The organism is Kribbella sp. CA-247076, from assembly GCF_050942445.1.
Taxonomy (GTDB): domain Bacteria; phylum Actinomycetota; class Actinomycetes; order Propionibacteriales; family Kribbellaceae; genus Kribbella.
This window is the reverse complement of the sequence record NZ_CP192051.1, coordinates 4,878,515-4,896,885: the sequence shown is the minus strand read 5'-3', so window position 1 is coordinate 4,896,885 and position 18,371 is coordinate 4,878,515. Positions and strand designations below refer to the sequence as shown.

The 18,371-nt window shown below is 70.7% G+C and carries 14 protein-coding genes; 4 read left to right on the top strand and 10 right to left on the bottom strand.

The features are described 5' to 3' along the window. Position 1: 1 nt before the first annotated feature. The 3 genes from ACQPYZ_RS22975 to ACQPYZ_RS22965 are packed head-to-tail and all read right to left on the bottom strand — an operon-like array spanning position 2 to position 2,028. Positions 2-802, bottom strand: a complete 801-nt coding sequence (locus tag ACQPYZ_RS22975) for a MerR family transcriptional regulator (RefSeq protein WP_433159561.1) — start codon at positions 800-802, stop codon at positions 2-4. Between the two features lie 13 nt (positions 803-815). After that, positions 816-1,301: a VOC family protein gene (locus tag ACQPYZ_RS22970; protein ID WP_433159558.1), complete on the bottom strand. Its 486-nt coding sequence runs from the start codon at positions 1,299-1,301 to the stop codon at positions 816-818. 34 nt (positions 1,302-1,335) lie between these two features. Next, entirely contained in the window at positions 1,336-2,028 is a 693-nt protein-coding gene (locus tag ACQPYZ_RS22965) for a maleylpyruvate isomerase N-terminal domain-containing protein (protein WP_433159555.1), read from the bottom strand. Positions 2,029-2,077: 49 nt separating this feature from the next. Between ACQPYZ_RS22965 and ACQPYZ_RS22960 the strand changes: the two genes are divergently transcribed. Next, the gene (locus ACQPYZ_RS22960) at positions 2,078-3,544 is read left to right on the top strand and encodes a fused MFS/spermidine synthase (RefSeq protein WP_433159552.1); all 1,467 of its coding nucleotides are present in this window, start codon (positions 2,078-2,080) and stop codon (positions 3,542-3,544) included. Between the two features lie 52 nt (positions 3,545-3,596). Next, positions 3,597-5,219 carry a phosphoglucomutase (alpha-D-glucose-1,6-bisphosphate-dependent) gene (pgm, locus tag ACQPYZ_RS22955; RefSeq protein WP_433159550.1) on the top strand — a complete coding sequence of 541 codons (1,623 nt, stop codon included), beginning with the start codon at positions 3,597-3,599 and terminating at the stop codon, positions 5,217-5,219. Positions 5,220-5,323: 104 nt separating this feature from the next. Here pgm and ACQPYZ_RS22950 read toward each other — a convergent pair whose 3' ends face one another. Beyond that, entirely contained in the window at positions 5,324-5,710 is a 387-nt protein-coding gene (locus tag ACQPYZ_RS22950; protein WP_433159547.1) for a DUF3037 domain-containing protein, read from the bottom strand. After that, positions 5,707-6,444 carry a HipA family kinase gene (locus ACQPYZ_RS22945; RefSeq protein ID WP_433159545.1) on the bottom strand — a complete coding sequence of 246 codons (738 nt, stop codon included), beginning with the start codon at positions 6,442-6,444 and terminating at the stop codon, positions 5,707-5,709. Before ACQPYZ_RS22945 ends, ACQPYZ_RS22950 begins: the two co-directional genes overlap by 4 nt. A gap of 57 nt (positions 6,445-6,501) precedes the next feature. Between ACQPYZ_RS22945 and ACQPYZ_RS22940 the strand changes: the two genes are divergently transcribed. After that, a complete protein-coding gene (locus tag ACQPYZ_RS22940) occupies positions 6,502-7,557 on the top strand; it encodes a carboxylate-amine ligase (RefSeq protein WP_433159542.1) in 1,056 nt (351 codons plus the stop codon). Positions 7,558-7,564: 7 nt separating this feature from the next. Here ACQPYZ_RS22940 and ACQPYZ_RS22935 read toward each other — a convergent pair whose 3' ends face one another. From ACQPYZ_RS22935 to ACQPYZ_RS22920, 4 genes are all read right to left on the bottom strand, one after another. Further along, positions 7,565-9,340, bottom strand: a complete 1,776-nt coding sequence (locus ACQPYZ_RS22935; protein WP_433159540.1) for a glycerophosphodiester phosphodiesterase family protein — start codon at positions 9,338-9,340, stop codon at positions 7,565-7,567. A 122-nt stretch (positions 9,341-9,462) separates the two neighbouring features. Continuing rightward, positions 9,463-12,117 (bottom strand): ABC transporter permease, encoded by a 2,655-nt coding sequence (locus tag ACQPYZ_RS22930; RefSeq protein WP_433159537.1) that lies wholly within the window; start codon positions 12,115-12,117, stop codon positions 9,463-9,465. Then, complete coding sequence (locus ACQPYZ_RS22925; RefSeq protein ID WP_433159535.1) at positions 12,114-12,860, bottom strand: ABC transporter ATP-binding protein; 747 nt, start codon at positions 12,858-12,860, stop codon at positions 12,114-12,116. The genes ACQPYZ_RS22930 and ACQPYZ_RS22925 overlap by 4 nt, the downstream gene beginning before the upstream one ends. Positions 12,861-12,934: 74 nt before the next feature. Continuing rightward, a complete protein-coding gene (locus ACQPYZ_RS22920) occupies positions 12,935-13,900 on the bottom strand; it encodes a hypothetical protein (protein ID WP_433159532.1) in 966 nt (321 codons plus the stop codon). 153 nt (positions 13,901-14,053) lie between these two features. Between ACQPYZ_RS22920 and ACQPYZ_RS22915 the strand changes: the two genes are divergently transcribed. Continuing rightward, a complete protein-coding gene (locus ACQPYZ_RS22915) occupies positions 14,054-17,422 on the top strand; it encodes a S8 family serine peptidase (RefSeq protein WP_433159530.1) in 3,369 nt (1,122 codons plus the stop codon). Between the two features lie 281 nt (positions 17,423-17,703). On the opposite strand, the gene ACQPYZ_RS22910 is transcribed toward ACQPYZ_RS22915, so the two are convergent. Next, the gene (locus ACQPYZ_RS22910) at positions 17,704-18,318 is read right to left on the bottom strand and encodes a hypothetical protein (RefSeq protein ID WP_433169736.1); all 615 of its coding nucleotides are present in this window, start codon (positions 18,316-18,318) and stop codon (positions 17,704-17,706) included. Positions 18,319-18,371 lie beyond the last annotated feature (53 nt).

Genomic DNA, 18,371 nt, shown 5'->3' with positions numbered 1-18,371 from the left:
TTCAGGACCACGTTGCCGTGTCCGGGTCGACGCCGTGCGCGGCGGTGTTGGCGAAGATGACCGCGTGCAGCCAGTCGGCGAGGCCCGGGGACAGGGAGTTGAAGTAGTTGACGTAGTCGGGCTCGCTGACGAACGTCCTGGCCAAGCAAGCGTGCATCGCCGGAGTGCAGTCGAAGTACCGGGAGAACGACGTCCGATGGCGTTCGGCCAAGGCGTTCGCCTCGACAGAGCCTGGTACGACGCCCGCGCGGTGAGCCGCGACCAGGTCGGCGTTGAGCGCTTCGGTGTCAGCGGCGACCCTGCGCCAGTCGTCGGGAGTCAGTCCGCTCGTGCGCTCGACGTACTGCGTCCACTGCTTGGTGTCGCCCCAGCGGTCCTCGGCCTCCTGGACCCACTCGGGCCGCCAGTCGGTGCCGAAGATCTCGACCTGCTCCTGGGGCGTCAGTCGCAGCCCCGAGTTCGAGGCGGCGAGCATGCGGTCGACGGCGTCGACCATCGTCCGCAGGTGCGAGATCCGCTCGGTGAGCTGGGCGCGCTGCCGCCGCAGGTGCTCGCGCGCGTCCGCGGCCGGGTCGTCGAGGATGCGGCCGATCTCGGCGAGCGGGAGGCCGAGCTCGCGGTACACGAGGACGCGGTGGATCCGCGCGACGTCGTCGGCGGAGTAGACCCGGTAGCCGGCCGGCGTACGCTCGCTCGGCCGGACCAGGCCGACGGCGTCCCAGTGGTGCAGGGTCCGGACGCTGAGGCCGACCAGCGCCGCCGCCTGGCCGACCGTCAGCTCCTCGGCATCGGGTGAACTCACCCGCGTCAGTCTGTCAAAGCGGAATCCCGAGCGCGCGCAGATTCGCGGCCTCCGGACCGGCCGGGTCCAAGGGCCGTGCGGCCGTCATCGTCACTCGCGCGTTCTCCGGGGTGCTCACGGTCAGCTCGACCGAGTTCCACGGCTTCACCTCGGGTCCGGACGTGCACCCCGGCACGAGCTCCTCGCACCGCACGGTGATCTCGGACAGCTCGCTCAGCACAGCGGCGAAGCTGACGCTCTGCACAGCCGGCGAGGCGGCCGGTACGCCGGGCACCAGCAGCACGTCCTGGAACGCCCACCGCCGCAGATGGGTCACCTGCCCACCCGGCGCGGAGAAGAGGTCGGCGAACCCGAGGCCGCGGATCCAGAAGTCCTTCGACGCCTCCAGGTCGCGGGCGGGCAGCGTGACGAACATCGGCATCGGGTAGATCTCCCAGTAGATGCCGGGAGCGACCGCGTCGGGACCGGGCAGCGGAACGGGACTGGTGAAAGTACTCATGCGCCCGATCGTCCGGCCTCACGCTACGTCAGGGTCAATCCGACAACGCCCGTTCGGTCTGCGGCAGCCGGGGTAGCTCGCGGCTCCAGGCGTCGGCGTACGACGGTGTCGACCACGCCCACGACCGGATCTGCTCGAAGCTCCGCCGCCCGAACACCGCCCGGAAGAGCTCGTACGACGACGTGCGCACCTCCGCGACCGGCGAGCCGGACCCGATCGAGTACGTCCCGGACGGCGTGACGATCGACAGCGTGCCGGGTACGTCGTCCGACGGCGTCGGATCGGGAAGCGCCCAGTCGAGCGCGGTCAGCCAGAGCTCCTCCGGCGGCCGCCCGATCCCCAGGAGGCCGTGCAGATCCGCCTCGTGCGTGCCGGCGTCGGCCCACGGGTTGCAGACCAGAGGATGGTCCGACGAGCCCTCCAGAATCACCTGCTCGAGGAGTGGACCGGTGCGCTCCCACTCGTCCAGTACGGCGTCGATCGGCAGAGCCCGGCGTGCTTCGACCTGTACGGCGGTCCACGGCGGCTGCGGCGCCCCGTCGAGGGTGCCCGTCGCGAAGTCCGTCGCCACGCCGGCCAGGTGGGAGACCAGGTTGTGCACGGTCCACAACGGGCAGGCCGGCACCTGCCGGTCGAGGTCGGCTGGGCTGAGGCCTCGGACGGCAGCGGTCACCCGTTCCCGGGTGGCGGCGTAGAGCTGGGCGCTGGTCGCGGGAGAAGGGTCCATGCCTACCTGACGAACGGGAGTGTTTCGGATCGACAGATAGGGTGACGCGGTGAGTAAGGGTGATGTGGGCTCGCGGCTGGCCATCGCGCTGGCCTTCGGCAGCTCGGCCGCTGTGATGGTGCTGGAGCTGGTCTCGCTGCGGCTGGTGGCGCCGTACATCGGGCTGACGCTGGAGACGAACACCGCCGTCATCGGGGTCGCGCTGGCCGCGATCGCGACCGGCGCCGCGCTGGGCGGCCGGTACGCCGACGCCGTCGAGCCGCGGAAGACGCTCGGACCGCTGATCCTGATCGGCGGGGCGCTGGTGATGCTGATCCTCCCGATCGTGCGCTGGACTGGTGAGTCGTTGCGCGGTGGCGGGACCGATCTGGTGTTCCTGGTGCTCGCGGTCGCGCTGTTCGTGCCGGCCGCACTGCTCTCGGCCGTGACGCCGATGGTGACCAAGTTGCGCCTGTCGACGCTGGCACAGACCGGTACGGTCGTCGGCCGGCTGTCGGCGTACGCCACCGTCGGTGGGATCGCGGGCACGGTGCTGACCGGGTTCGTGTTCGTGTCGGAGGTGCCGGTGAGCACGATCGTGCTCGCCCTCGGCGCTCTGCTGGTCGTGTCCGGTGCCGTGCTGACCGTCGTACTGCGGGGTGCGCGAGCGGCCGCGAAGCCGGTGGCGCTCGCGGTGATCGGTGCGACGCTGACCCTGGTCGCACCACGGCCGTGTGAGGTCGAGACGGCGTACCACTGCGCGCGGGTGGTCGCGGACCCCAACCGGGAAAGCGGGCGCACGCTGTACCTGGACCAGCTCCGGCACTCGTACGTCGACCTCGACGACCCGACGTACCTGGAGTTCGCCTACATCAAGAACTTCGCCGCCGCGATCGACGGCACCTGGCCGGACAACCGGCGGCTGGACGCGCTGCACATCGGCGGTGGCGGCCTGACGATGCCCCGCTACCTCACCGCGACCCGGCCGGCCGGCCACAACAAGGTGTACGAGATCGACGGTGCCGTCGTCGAGCTGGACAAGAAGGAGCTCGGCGTACGCACCGGACCGGAGCTGGACATCGCGGTCCGCGACGGCCGGCTCGGTGTCCGGGCGGAGGCGACCGACAGCGACGACCTGATCATCATGGACGCGTTCAGCGGCGTGTCCGTGCCCTGGCACCTGACCACGCGCGAGCTGGTAGCGGACGTCCGCCGGGTGCTGAAGCCGGACGGTCTCTACCTCGTCAACGTGATCGACTTCGGCGGCCTCGACTTCGCGAAGGCCGAGATCAGGACCCTGCAGGCCGAGTTCCCGCATGTCGCCGTGATCGCGCGCGAGGACGAGCTCGCCGGCCAGGCCGGTGGCAACTTCGTCCTGCTCGCCTCGGACCGGCCGATCGACCAGCAGTCGATCGCCGGCCGTCTCGCGCCGGGGATGCGGGTGCAGGGCGAGCTGTCCGGGTTCGTCGGCGACGCGCCGGTGCTGACCGACGACTACGCGCCGGTCGACCAGCTGCTCACGCCGTACAGCAGCTGACCGGAACCGCCCCGAGTTGTGCTCGCGGGCGCGGGCTTGTTGCATGTTCCCCATGCACCCACGCGCAGGCCAGCCCGCTCAGCCAGACGACCTCGTCGACGTCGACGCGATGCTGAAGGCGTACGACGATCTCACGCCGGACGTGGACGATCCCGCCCAGAAGGTCGTCTTCGGTACGTCGGGCCACCGCGGCTCCAGCCTGGACGCCGCCTTCAACGAGGCGCACATCCTGGCGATCACGCAGGCGATCTGCGAGTACCGGGCCGGCGAGGGCACCTCCGGACCGCTGCTGGTCGGCCGGGACAGCCACGGCCTGTCCGAGCCCGCCTGGCGAACCGTGCTCGAGGTGCTCGCCGGGAACGACGTACAGACTCTGGTCGACAGCGCAGACCGGCTCACGCCGACCCCCGCGCTGTCGCACGCGATCCTCCGGCTGAACCGGGGTGCCGGCGCCGGTGCGGACGGCATCGTGATCACGCCGTCGCACAACCCGCCGCGGGACGGCGGGATCAAGTACAACCCGCCGCACGGCGGCCCGGCCGACTCCGACGCGACCGGCTGGATCGCCGCCCGGGCGAACGAACTGATCGCGGGCGGCAACCGGGAGGTACGCCGGAAGCCGTTCGAGCAGGCCCGGTCCGAGGCCGAGGAGTACGACTTCGTCGGCCACTACGTCGACGACCTGCCCTCGGTGCTGAACCTGGACGCGATCCGCGCGGCCGGCGTGCGGATCGGCGCGGACCCGCTGGGTGGTGCGAGCGTGGACTACTGGGCCGCGATCGCCGAGCGGCACAACCTCGACCTGACCGTGGTCAACCCGGCCGTCGACCCGGCCTGGCCGTTCATGACGCTCGACCACGACGGCAAGATCCGGATGGACTGCTCCTCGCCGTCCGCGATGGCCTCACTGGTCGCGCAGCGGGGCCGGTACGACGTGGCCACCGGCAACGATGCGGATGCGGACCGGCACGGCATCGTCACCCCGGACGCCGGGCTGATGAACCCGAACCACTACCTCGCGGTCGCCATCTCCTACCTGTTCGCCAACCGTCAGTGGGGTCCGGACGTCGCGGTCGGCAAGACGCTCGTGTCGTCCTCGCTGATCGACCGCGTGGTCGCGGACCTGGGCCGCCGGCTGTGGGAGGTCCCGGTCGGCTTCAAGTGGTTCGTCCCCGGACTGATCGACGGATCGGTCGGCTTCGGTGGCGAGGAGTCGGCCGGCGCGAGCTTCCTGCGGTTCGACGGGACGGTGTGGACGACCGACAAGGACGGCATCCTGCTGGCGCTGCTCGCGAGCGAGATCACCGCGGTGACCGGCGAGACGCCGTCCCGGACGCACGCGACGCTGGTCGAGCGGTTCGGTGCGTCGGCGTACTCCCGGGTGGACGCGCCGGCGACGCGGGAGCAGAAGGCGAAGCTGTCGGCGCTGTCCGCGGACGCGGTCACGGCGACCGAGCTGGCCGGCGAGCCGATCGTCGAGCGGCTGACGACCGCTCCCGGCAACGGCGCGGCGATCGGTGGGCTGAAGGTCACCACCGAGTCGGCCTGGTTCGCCGCACGGCCGTCCGGGACCGAGGACCTCTACAAGATCTACGGCGAGTCCTTCAAGGGCTCCGAGCACCTCGAGCAGGTGTTCGCGCAGGCCCGCGAGGTGGTCTCGACCGCCCTCACCTGATGGCCGTTCATTCGTCGCGTTTTGACCGCCGTTGCAGGCCGGCGATCAGCTCGTCGGTCGCCGAGCGGTCAAAACGCGACGAATGAACGGGTGGGTGGGGGGAGCTAACGCACGAAGGAGTCGAGGAGGCGGTCCAGGTCGGCGGCGGGGTTGTTGGTGAGCCCGCTGTGGATCGGGCCGGGGTGCACGACCGTACTGCGCGGAGCCGCCAGCCACCGGAAGCGTTCGCCGATCTTGGTGGCCGCGGCCGGGCCGCCGTCCGGATCGCCGGCGCAGATCGCCCGGATGTGGTCGAGCGACGCGCACACGACGTCGACGTCGACCGTCGGGTCGAGGGCCTTGAGCCGATCCGGGTCCACGTCCCAGGCGGCGCCGAGGAAGTCGAGCGCCCGGCAGTACAGCACCGCGCCGACGTTCACGAACTCACCACGGTGGATCCGCGGCGCCGCCCGAAGGATCACGTAGTCGAAGGGCACCAGATCGGCGGTCATCGGGCACCTCCCGGCAGCCACGCGGACCGGTTCTCCAGGCGGGCGGTCAGGTGGCCGAGGTACCGTTCCCGATCGCCGTCCTCGATCCACTCGTCCGGCACCAGCCCGATCACCTCGGTCAGCAGCGCCGGGGTGATCGAGGCCGCCAGCTCCGCGTCCACCGCCGGTACCCCGGGGGCCGCGACCGAGAACACGTGGTCCGAGGCGTCGTACGGGAGGGTCGCGAACTTCTCCGCCGGCATCCAGGAGTGGTGGAAGTACAACGCGGCGCCGTGGTCGATCAGCCAGAGGTGCTTGTGCCAGACCAGCAGGTTCGTGTTCCGCCAGGAGCGGTCGACGTTGGCGACGTACGCGTCCAGCCAGAGGATGCGGGCCATGCCCTCGTCACCGGGGTTGCCGGCCGAGCCGTCGTACCCGAAGGCGCCGGGAAGGAAGTCGACGCCGAGGTTCAGGCCGGCGCTGCGCAGCAGCAGCTCCTGGATCTCGAAGTCGGGCTCGGACTTGCCGATCGCGGGGTCGAGGTGCATCAGCTTCAGCTCGGGCACCCGCAGGCCGAGACGGCGGAACAACTCACCGACGACGACCTCGGCGACCAGCGCCTTGGGGCCCTGGCCGGCGCCGGTGAACTTGAGCACGTAGGTGCCGAGATCGTTGCCCTCGACAACTCCTGGGAGCGAGCCGCCCTCGCGCAATGGCAGCACGTAGCGGGTCGCGGTGACGGTCGGCAGACTCACGCCGCAGAGCCTAGTGACCTCGTTTCCGTCGCGCGGCGGCCGGGTACCGACGTTGACGTGACGCACCCCCTGATCGGAGTCGAAGAAGAACTCCTGCTCGTATCCGCCACCGGTGACCCGCTACCCCGCAGTAAGGCGGTCGTCGCGGAGCTACCGGACCTGGACGTCGCCCTGGAACTGACCAGGGCCCAGGTCGAGATCAACAGCCCGGTGTGCCGGAACGCGCTCGAGTTGCACGCCCACCTGTCCGACATGCGTTCGAAGCTGGCGCGCGCGGCCGCCGACGAGGACGCGCGGCTGCTCGCCATCGCGGTGCCTCCGCAGGGCAAGGCGATCCAGCCGATCACCAAGAAGGAGCGGTACCAGGAGATGGCTGCCCGGTACGGGCAGCTGGCGCGCGAGCAGGCGGTGTGCGGGTGCCACGTGCACGTCGACGTACCCGACAAGGAGGCGGCGACCAGGGTCAGCAACCACGTGCGGCCGTGGTTGCCGACGCTGCTGGCGCTGACGGCGAACTCACCGATCTATCTCGACGAGGACACCGGGTTCGCCAGTTGGCGCTGGCTGATGTGGTCGCGCTGGCCGTCGTCCGGACCGCCGCCGTACTTCGAGTCCGCGGAGCACTACGACGCGCTGGTGGCGATGCACCTGGCGACCGGCACGCTGATGGACGAGCAGATGGTCTACTGGGACGTCCGGCCGTCGTCGCACCTGCCGACCATCGAGGTCCGGGTCAGCGACGTACCGCTGACCGTCGACGAGACCGTGCTGCTCGCGACCCTGGTCCGAGCGCTGGTGATGACGGCGCTGGAGGACGGTACGAAGGGGCCGACGCTCGAGCCGGAGGTACTGCGGGCGGCGTACTGGCTGGCGGCCCGCGACGGGATCACCGCGAACGGACTGGACGTCCGGCGGGCCGAGCTCGTGCCGATGCCCGAGAGCCTGAAGGCACTGCGCAAGTACGTCGAGCCGGCGCTGCAGGAGCTCGGCGAGGTCGAGCTGGTCGAGGACAGCCTGCACCGGGTCCTGACGGACGGCAACGGAGCCGTCCGCCAGCGGAAGGCCTTCCGTGAGGGCGGCGACCTCATCGCCCTCACGGAAGTCCAGGCGTAACTCCGGCTCAACCGCGCAGGAACGACTCCAGCCCGTGCAGATCGTCGGTGTTGATGTGGTCGACGTCTGCCGCCTCCAGCTCGGCCCAGAGCGCCTCCCGTGCCATCCCGCGCACGTCCGGCGTCGCCCAGAACCGCACCCGGTAGCCGGCCCGGTGCGCCCGCTGGACGATGTCGTGCAGCTTGACCCGCTCCGCGGCCGGCATCGGCCCGGCGCCGGTCCAGGTGAAGTGGTTCGTCCAGTTGTCGCTCACCAGCGGCATCAGCGACGCCGGCATCCCGGACTGCAGGTCGCCCAGCCGGCCGTCGTACCCGGCGTAGCGGACCTTCTGCGCCTTCATCACGTCGAGCGGACGGTTACCGCTGATCACCGACGTCACCGCGCCCTCGAGCACGCGTCCGTTGATGAAGATCGTGCTGATCCCGCGGTACTTCGTCAGCGCCTTGTCGATCGCGGCGTACGTCGTCGGGCCGTCGCTCTTGATGTCGATCAGCAGCTGGAAGTCGCGCCCGTGCTTGTAGACCCGGCCGTGGTTCGCCCGCACCCGCTCGGCGAGCGGCTTCAGGTACAGGCTCTCCAGCGTGCGCCCCGGTACGACGTCCTCCAGGTCGTGCGCGACCCGGAGCTCACCGTCGACCAGCCACACGTCCGCCTCGACACTGCTGAACCCACGGTCCAGCGCGTCCTGCAGCGGCCGTCGGTGCTCGTAGTCGTTGTGCGCGTGCGCCGCCGGCAACGGTCGTACGGCGGGAGCGTCGTACGACCGCGGCAGCCGGAGACCCTCGGACCGGGCGACGTCGCGCAGCCGGTCGGGGTAGTCGGAGATGATCCCGTCGACACCCTTGTCGATCAGGGACCGCATGGTCGCCGGGTCGTTGACCGTCCACGGCACGACCTTCATCCCGGCCTTGTGCGCGGACTTCACCATCGCCTCGGTGACGTACGGCCGGTACGCCGGGTCGGTGATCTTGCCGTCTTGCGGGAAGCCGTGCACCGGCGAGATCGCGGACGCCCCGAACGACTTGGTCGCCTTGACCAGGTCGCCGCCGAAGTCGTCGATGTCGATGCCGCCGAGCCACGGCGACTTGCCCGGCTGGCCGACCTGCAGGAAGTCGTGGTTGGTCAGGGCGACCAGCGGCAGCTCGGGCGCGACCTGACGCATCCGCATCAGCGCACCCCAGTCGAAGCTCTGGATGGTCACCTGCCGGGAGATGCGCGCCTTCCGGACCTCTCGCGCGACCACCTGCACGAACTGCTCGCGCGGCGCGGTCTCCGACGGTGCGCCGGCCTCGACCTTGGTCTCGATGTTGAGCTTCACGCCGTACGCGTGGAAGCGGTGCACGAGCGCGAAGACGTCGCGCAGCTCCGGCATCTGGGCGCCCGGGTCGGGCTGCTGGCCGGGGTAGTTCGGCAGCGTCTGCGAACCGCAGTCGAGCTGCTTGACCTGCTTCAGCGTCAGTGTGTTGATGTACTTGCCGACGTACGGGTACTCGGGATCACCCGGGGCGTACGGCGCGGTGTCCTTGCACTTGGTGCCGGCGATCCGGCGGTCGTGGGTGACGACGGCGTGGCCGTCCTCGGTGATCTGGACGTCGAGCTCCAGCGTGCTGACGCCGAGCTCGAGGCCGTGCGAGAAGGACGCGATCGTGCTTTCCACCGTGAGCCCGAGGCCGCCGCGGTGGGCCTGCAGGTCGAACTCGCCGCGGGACGCGGCGGCCGGCGCGGCCGGCAGCAGGCCGGCGGCGAGGGCGAGCGGAAGCAGCGCGCGGGTCAGGCGGCGCATGAGGGGATTCCTTCCGGAGGCGGTTGGGCGGACGCCCCTGAGGCTGGCTGCCACAGGGGTACCTGTGCCTTCGTGAAGGTAACCCAGAAGCGGCCGGAGGGTGACGTCGGCGTGTCGCCGGGTTACTCGTACTGCAACGCCTCGAGCGGGTTGAGCCTGGCCGCGCGCCGGGCCGGCCAGATCGCGGCGAAGAGCCCGACCACCACGGCGACCACGGCGAAGATCACCAGCTGACCACCGGGGATCGTGAACGTGATCTCGTCCAGCCTGGCTGCGAGCAGGGACGCGAGCACCAGCCCGAGGACGATCCCGATCACGGCGCCGATCAGGGCGGTGATCACACTCTCCTGCCGGATCATCCGCCGTACCTGACCCCGGGTGAGGCCGATCGCGCGCAGCATGCCGAGCTCGCGGGTGCGCTCGAAGACGGTCAGCACCAGCGTGTTGACGATGCCGAACAGGCTCACCAGCACCGACAGCGCGAGCAGGACGTACAGCACGTTGAGCAGGCCCCGCACGTTGTCCGTCTGCGCCTTCTTGAACTGGTCCCGGGTCAGCGCCTTCGCGTTCGGGAACGGCGTCAGCGCTGCCGTGAGGGCCTCCGTGTTCTGCGCGGACACACCACCTTCGGCGTTCAGGAAGGTGTAGATGTTCTGCGGCTGGGGGCTGGCGCCGTCGAAGGTGGAGGTGGCGATCGTGACGTTCCCGAACGGCGACCCGCCGGCCGGCGGCCGGAAGATGCCGCGGACCCGGACCTGGAGCACCTCGCCGGTCACCAGTTCCAGGCCGATCGTCGAGTCCAGCGCGAGGCCGTGCGCGTCGGCGTACTCGGCGTCGACGATGGCGCCATCGGGCTCCAGTTGCCCGAGTGACGACTGCCCGCCGGACCGCCAGTCGAACCGGAGCAGGTCGGGCGCGGTCCGGTCGACGGCCGTGATGCTGATGGTCTCGCCGTACGCCCGGGCCTGCCCGCCGCGGACGCTGGTCAGCTCCGTCACCGACGGTACGCCGGCCACGGCCGCGGCCACCGTCGGCGGCAACGGACTGAAGTTGTTCTGGGCCGTGATCGCGTAGTCCGCGCTGAAGATCCCGTCGACCGCTTCCTCGAACGGCTTGATGATCCCGGCGGCCAGCGTGGCGACCAGGGTGACGAGGGCCAGGCCGATCATCAGCGCGGCCGCGGTCGAGGCAGTGCGCTGGGGATCGCGCCGGCTGTTCTGCCCGCCGATGGCGACGGCCGGCCGGTCGGGAAGGACGCGCGGGAACTCCGCCGGCCGCCGGAAGAGCCGGCGGATCAGCCAGAGCAGCAGCAGGAGCGGCCAGACGATGACGGTCAGGACGACGACGGCCCACCGGGCGACCGGATCCGAGACCGCCGCCAGCGGCCGGACGAGCCGGGACGCGAACAGCGCGATGCCGGTGAACACCAGCAGGACGCCGGCACCGAGCAAGGACAGCAGCGTCCGCGTCGCCAGGTCGTCGACGAACAGCCCGGTGAGTACGGCGGCGATCCCGGCCACCGCGAGCAACGCGGCGCCGGCGGCGCGATAACGGTGCAGTCGGCCCGGCGGCAGGGTCGCGCCCTCGCGGACCGCGGCGATCGGCGGCACCCGGGTCGCCCGCCAGGCCGGCCGCAGACTCGCCACGACGGTGATCAGTACGCCGACCACGAGTGCGACCACGATCGTTCTGGTCCGGAACACGAGCCCGTTGTTCGGCATGGACACGCCGACCGCGTCGAACAGCCGGAACAGACCGGTGGCGATGGCCAGGCCGAGGAACAGCCCGGCGACCGCGGCCACCAGGCCGGTCAGGAAGGCCTCGACCACGACCGAGCCGAGCACCTGGCGCCGGGACGCGCCCAGCGTCCGCAGCGTGGCGAACTCGCGGGTGCGCTGCGCGATCGTGATCGACAGCGAGTTCGCGATCACGAACGAGCCGACGAACAGGGCGATCCCGGCGAAGACCAGCAGGAAGGTCTGCAGGAACCCGATGAACGCGGTCGTCCCGGCCGCCTCCTCGGCGGCCTGGTCGGACGCGGTCCGGACCTGCGTCGCCGGGGGCAGCACCGGCTCCACCGCGGAGACCAGCCGCTGCGGATCGATGCCGGGCTTCGCGGTCATCAGGATCTCGTCCAGCTGCCCGGGCTTGTCGAACAGCTGCTGGGCGGTGGGGAGGGCGAAGCCGGCCAGGGTCGCGCCGCCGATGGACGAGACCTCGCCGAACCTGACCAGGCCGGAGATCCGCAACTGCCGGGCGGCGCCACGGGCCTGCAGGCCGATCGTGTCGCCGGCGGTGAACCCCTGCTTCCGGGCCGTCGTGGTGTCGATGACCACCTCGGTGGCGGTCGGCCACGCGCCGTCGACGAGGGTGAGGACGTTGAACTGCGGCTGCTCCGCATCCACGCTGAACCCGAGGTTCGGGGGACCGTTGGAGACGATCGCCTGGCCGTCCCGGCCGATCAGCTGCACCTCGCCGTACACCGAGCCGCCGGCCGCACCGACCTCCGGGAGGCTCCGGACCTGCTCGAGCAGCCCGGCCGGGAACGACGGCGCCACGACGGTCCCGTCGTCGGACGGGGTGAACGCCGGTTTCCCGGTGATCGCGGCGTCGGTGTTCCGGTAGTTCTCGGCGAAGATCGAGTCGAACGCGGACGTGATCGAGTCGGTCAGGACGTACGTGCCGGAGATCAGCGACACCCCGAGGACGACGCCGATCGCGGTCAGCGCGGCCCGGAGCTTGCGGGCCAGCAGTCCCTGCAGGGCGAACCGGATCACCGGACGTCCAGCGTGTCGATCAGCTGCAGGATCTCGTGCTGACTGGTCGGGCCGGTCTCCTTGACGATCTTCCCGTCGGCCAGGTAGAGCACCCGGTCGGCCATCGCCGCGGCCCGGGCGTCGTGCGTGACCATCACCGTCGTCTGGCCGTACTCCTCGACCGAGCCGCGCATCAGGTCGAGGATCTCCGCACTGGTCCGGGAGTCCAGGTTGCCGGTCGGCTCGTCCGCGAACACCACCGTCGGCCGCGACACCAGCGCGCGGGCGATCGCGACCCGCTGCTGCTGGCCGCCGGACAGCTCGGCCGGGCGGTGGTGCAACCGGTCGGCCAGGCCGATCCGCTCGATCAGCGCCGCGAAGAACTGCGGATCCGGCTTCTCACCCGCGATCGTCAGCGGCAGCAGGACGTTGTCCCGGGCGCTCAGCATCGGCAGCAGGTTGAAGAACTGGAAGATGAAGCCGATGTGCCTGCGGCGCAGCCTGGTCAGCGCGTCGTCGCCGAGCGTGGTGATCTCGGTGCCGTCGATCCGCACCGATCCCGACGTCGGCCGGTCCAGCCCGGCCAGGATGTGCATCAGCGTCGACTTCCCCGACCCCGACGGCCCCATCACCGCCGTCAGCCGGCCGGGCTCGATCCGTACGTCGACGCCGTGCAACGCCCGTACGGTGGTGTCCCCCTCGCCGTAGACGCGGACGACGCTCTCGGCGTGCACGACCCCGGCAGTCCCCTCCAAGCCGACCATCGCCCCTCCCCGGCGGATCAGCGGCCCCCAGCCCCTATGTGCTCATGCTGTCGAGTGTGCGCCTCCCGGACTGGTCAGATCCAGCCCCGGCGGGCGGCGTGGAAGCCGAGCTGCAGCCGGGTGTCGGCGGAGACCAGGTCCATCAGGGCTCTGACCCGGCGCTGGACGGTACGCATCGACAGGTTGAGCTGGTTGGCGACGGCCTGGTCGGTGAGGCCGGCCAGGAGCAGACCGAGGATGCGGGCGTCCAGCTCGGGCAGGCCGTCCGACGGTCCCTCGACCATGCCGTCCGTACCGAGGACGAGTGGCAGGCCGTCACGCCACACCCGGTCGAACAGGGCGAGCAGCGCGTCCAGCATGCCGCTGCTGTGCACGATCAGCGCGCCGATGCTTCCGCCGGATCCGGACAACAGCGGGACCAGCGCGATCCGCCGGTCCACGATCAGCAGCCGCATCGGCAACTCCTGCACTACGCGAACCTCTTCACCGGCCTGCAACGAGTCCGAGGCGGCCGCGAAGAAGCCCGGCCGGTCGAAGGCGCTTCGCTCGATCAGCACGCGGTAGCGGACCCCACGGTCGACGGCGGCGTCCTCCTCGGTGTTCTCCTCCGGCGGAACGACCGCGATCTCGGACTTGACGAAGCCGAGGACCTCCTCGCGGGCGGACATCTGCAGTTGCGCGAACCGCTGCCCGACCGCCTTGGCGCCGCGGACGACATCCACCACGTCGCTGACCGAGCGATCGGTGTCCGTCCCGCGGTAGACCTCGGCCAGCGACTCGATCTCGCGCTGCGCCCGGCGTAGTTCCTCCTCGCGCTGCACGGCCAGTGCGGCGAGGGCGACCGACGGGGGAGAGGCGACGTACCGGTCCGTGCCGCTGCTGGAGCGAGCCGCCAGGCCGAGCGTCTCCAGCGCCACCAGTGCGCGGGCGGCCTCGACCGGGTGGCAGCCGAGGCGGCCGGCCAGTCCGGCAGCGTCGTACGACGGCACCTCGACGAGGGCGCGGTACGCGAGTTCTTCGGAGTCATCCAGTCCGAGCACGTCGAGCACGATGCCTCCCAGCTGGTGGTTATGTGGCGGCCGGACCCTGGCGGGTTCGTGAATTGTCGCAATCTTGCCAGGCCAGGGCCCTCTGTCGCTGGCGGTTTTGCGATGGACTGACTCGCGACACACGACCCGAAGGTGGTCCTCCCCATGTTTTTCCGCTCACTCGCGCGCAAAACCTCGGCCGGCGCGGCCGTCACCGCCCTGCTGGCCGTCGCGGCCGGCCCTGCCGCGGCCGGTCCGCCCGATCCGCGCCCTGGCGCCCCCGCTGCCGGCGCGCGCCCGACACTGCCGGTGCAGGTCGCGGCCGACAAGGTCGTCACCCTGCTCACCGGTGACAAGGTGCAGGTCAGCCCGGCCGGCGCCGGACGCAGCAGTGTCCGCTTCTTCCCGGCCGACCCGGACCGGTCCGGTTACGAGACCCGGACGGTCGGCAAGGACCTGTACGTCGTTCCCGACAGCGCGGCCAGGCTCGTCAACAACGGCAAGGTCGACCAGGCGCTCTTCAACGTCAGTGGCCTGATCCGGCAGGGGTACGACGACGCGTCCACCAGCCACATCCCGGTCATCGCCGACTACAAGCCGACCGCGCGTGCCGCCCAGCAGGCCGTGCCCGCCGGGTCCACGCGCACCCGCACGCTGTCGTCCGTCGGTGCAGCCGCCCTGCGGACCGACAAGGCCCGTGCCCGCGAGACCTGGCAGACGCTGTCGACCGGTCGCGACGTCCAGAAGCTGTGGCTCGACGCGAAGGTCCGCAAGACCCTCGACCAAAGCGTCCCGTACGTCGGCGCCCCGCAGGCGTGGGAGGCCGGGTACGACGGCTCCGGTACGACGGTCGCCGTACTCGACTCCGGCGTCGACGCCGAGCACCCGGACCTGGCCGGTGCGGTCAAGGCCCAGCAGAACTTCACCGACAGCCCGGAGGTGGGCGACCGGGACGGTCACGGCACGCACACCTCGTCCACCGTGGCCGGTCGCGGGGTCGCCTCGAACGGCAAGCACAAGGGCGTGGCCCCGGGCGCCCAGCTGCTGTCCGGCAAGGTCCTGAACGACTACGGCAGCGGTGAGCTGTCCTGGATCATCGCCGGCATGGAGTGGGCCGTCGCCGAGGGAGCCGACGTGATCAGCATGAGCATCGGTACGTCGGAACCGGTCGACTGTACCGACCCGATGGCGGCCGCCGTCGACCGGATCAGCGCCGAGTCCGGCGTCCTGATTGTCGTTGCTGCTGGCAACCTCTACGGACCGGCCGAGACGATCAGCAGCCCGGGTTGCGCCGCGTCCGCGCTGACCGTCGGCGCGACCGACCTCAACCAGACCACGGCAGACTTCTCCAGCCGCGGACCGGTGATGGGCAACCACGCGGTCAAGCCGGACATCGCGGCTCCTGGTGTGGACATCACCGCGGCGCGGGCGGGTGGCCGCGGCGATGCGGCGTACACGGACATGAACGGGACGTCGATGGCCACGCCGCACGTGGCCGGCGCCGCGGCGATCCTGAAACAGCAGCACCCGGACTGGACCGGTCAGCAGCTCAAGGCGGCCCTGCAGAACTCGGTCCGGGCCGAGAGCACGGTCGGGATCTACGAGCAGGGCGCCGGTGAGCTCGATGTCGCCCAGGCCGTGACCCAGCAGGTGACCGGGCCGGGCACAACCGACCTCGGGACGTTCGCCTGGCCGCACACCGCGGCGGACAAGGTGACCAAGCCGCTCGCCTATCACAACAGCGGCACGCAGCCGGTGACGCTCACCTTCGCCGTCGATGCCCGGGGCAACAACGGGAAGCCGGTGCCGTCGTCGCTGATCAGCTTCGGCGCGAGTTCGCTGACCGTTCCGGCCGGCGGGACGGCCGAGCTGCCCGTGACCGTCGACCCGTCCGGCTCGCTCGACCGCGGGCTGTACGGCGCGATCAGCGCCCGAGTGGTTGCCACTGGCAATGACGGCCGGACGGTCGTCACCCCGCTCGGCTTCTACCTCGAGCCGCAGTACGTCGACGTCACCTTCAAGCTCACCGACCGTACCGGGCAGCCGGCCGCGTCGATCACCGCGCTCGACGTGTTCGACACCGACAGCATCGCCGCCCAGCGGATCGGGTTCGAGGGTGCGGACCGCACGCTGCACCTGCGGGCCGGCACCTACTCGCTGGCCGCGATGATCGCGACCGACAACGCCGACGGCATGGTCGAGTCGTACGCGTTCCTCGGCAACCCCGAGATCACGCTCACCGAGAACACCACGATCACGTACGACGCCCGGGCGGCTGCCGAGGCGAAGGTGACCACGCAGCGGCCGACCCAACGCCTGGGTGGCAGCCTCAGCTACGGGCGGGTGATCGACAACTGGATCCTGTCCTCGAGCCGCAGCTACGGCACGCAGATCAAGTCCGTCTACCTCGGGACGACGCCGAAGGCTCGGCGCGGAACCTTCGAGGTGGTCGAGGGGTGGCAGTACGGATCACCGGCCGGCGCGAAGTCGCCGTACCTCTACAGCCTGGCATTCGCGCACGAGCAGCAGGTCAAGGGCAAGCCGGAACACCGGGTCCGCGACCGCGACCTGGCCACGATCGACGCGACGTACCACACCCCGGGCAAGGACTACACCTACTCCGAGTACGTCGACGTGTGGCGGCCGTGGAGCATCAACCTGATCCCGACCGGGACCCGCGGATCCGTCGCCGCGCCCACCCGGGTGCAGCACCTGGTGACGGCCGACCGGGACACCAAGGTGTCGCAGATGGTCGGGCACGCGGACGCGATGAACTGGCCGTTCGCGACGCTGATGACGTCGACGGCGACGGCGTACCGGCCGGGGAGCCGGCACAGCGAGACCTGGTGGAAGGCCGGTCTGCGGCCCGGGATGGTGACCGACCAGACGACCGGGCAGAAGTACGTGCCGGCGGCGCGGGACGGCAACTCGGTCTGGAGCAACTTCCCGACCTGGTCGGACACCGAGCCGGGGCACTTCTCCCGGGGTGGGTTCCTCGAACTGGGCGGCACCGAGTTGCTGGCCGACGGGGTGTCGCTGGGGGAGTACGGGTTCTACGGGCAGGGGTTCTGGGACGTGCCGGCGGCGGCGACGAACTTCGAGCTCGTCTACGACCTGATCCACTGGCAGCGTGGCGACTACAAGTGGGAGTCGCCGACGACGGCCGAGACCCGGTGGAAGTGGAACGGCTCCGCGGCCGACGCGGGCAAGCCGTTGCCGCTGCTGTTCCCGGACTACGACCTGCCGGTGGACCTGAACGACCGTGCGCCGCGGGTGAAGCTGTTCCCGATCACGATCAGCGCGGAGACGGGCCACTGGTACAAGGCGGGGCGCTTCACCAAGGCGCGGGTCTGGACGTCGCCCGACGACGGCGCCACCTGGACGCAGATCCCCGCGATCAACCTCGGCACCAAGGTGATCGCCCTCGCCGACAACACCAAGGCCGCCGAGTTCGTCACGCTGAAGGTCGAGCTGACCGACTCCAACAACAAGTCGGTCACCCAAACCCTCACCCGTTTCTACGGTCTCCGCTAGAAAGCGCCGCCCCCGGCCTGAGGCCGGGGCGGCGCGAGGGTGCTCGCTCTGGTTCACCCGGCGGACGCGCGCCAGCCGCCGGGTGGGTTGGTGCGGTGGGAAGTTTGGGGCGTCGGACCGGGAAGCGCCTCACGGCGCGTGGCCGCTCGTAGCGGCTTATTTTGGGACCCGGGGCTTACGCCGGCCCGACACCTCGAACAGTGTAGCGGGTGGCAAAACCCCTTGTCCTGTTGAGATCTCGGGCCGCAAGACGCATAGCATCCGAAGCGAAAACCCGCAACCTACCAGAGCTGCCCGGCGCGTTCGGTGCGCGCCGCGGTCTGCAGTTGATCCGCCATCTCGACCAGTTTGGACGCCGACAGCACCTGGTCGTGCCCGTCGTCGGCCAGGTGCGCCCGCCCGGTGGCGACGATCCGCGCGAACGCGGCCGCGCGGTCCAGGGTCGTGGCGAAGTCCCCGGTCGCGACACCGCGCAGTACGGCGTCGACCATCTCCCGGACCTCGGTCGGACCCGGCGGCTCGGCGACCCCGGCGACCACCGCGTGCACCTCGGCGTACTTGCGCCCGGTCGAGAACTCGCGGGACACACCCTCCGCGTTCGAGTGCACCCACGACCGCAGCAGGTAGAGCCGCCACAGCGCACCCGGCAGCGAGTCGGCCGGCGCGTCCGACCAGAGCTCGGCCAGCTCGTCGAGCCCGTAGTCGTCGGCCAGTTTCACCACCCGCGCGTGCACCTCGGCGTCCTCCGAGGACCGGACCCCACGGACCAGCAGCTCGGCGGTCCGGTGCGCGACCTCGGTGACGGCCGCCGGGTCGGCGGCACCGGGCAGCGACTCGAACAACTTGTTGCCGGGCATGATCGGGCGGCGCGGATTGGGGGTGGTCACGGCCTCCATGGTGCCTGACACGGCGCAGCAGCGCATTCCGACCCGGCACAGTCAGTACGCTC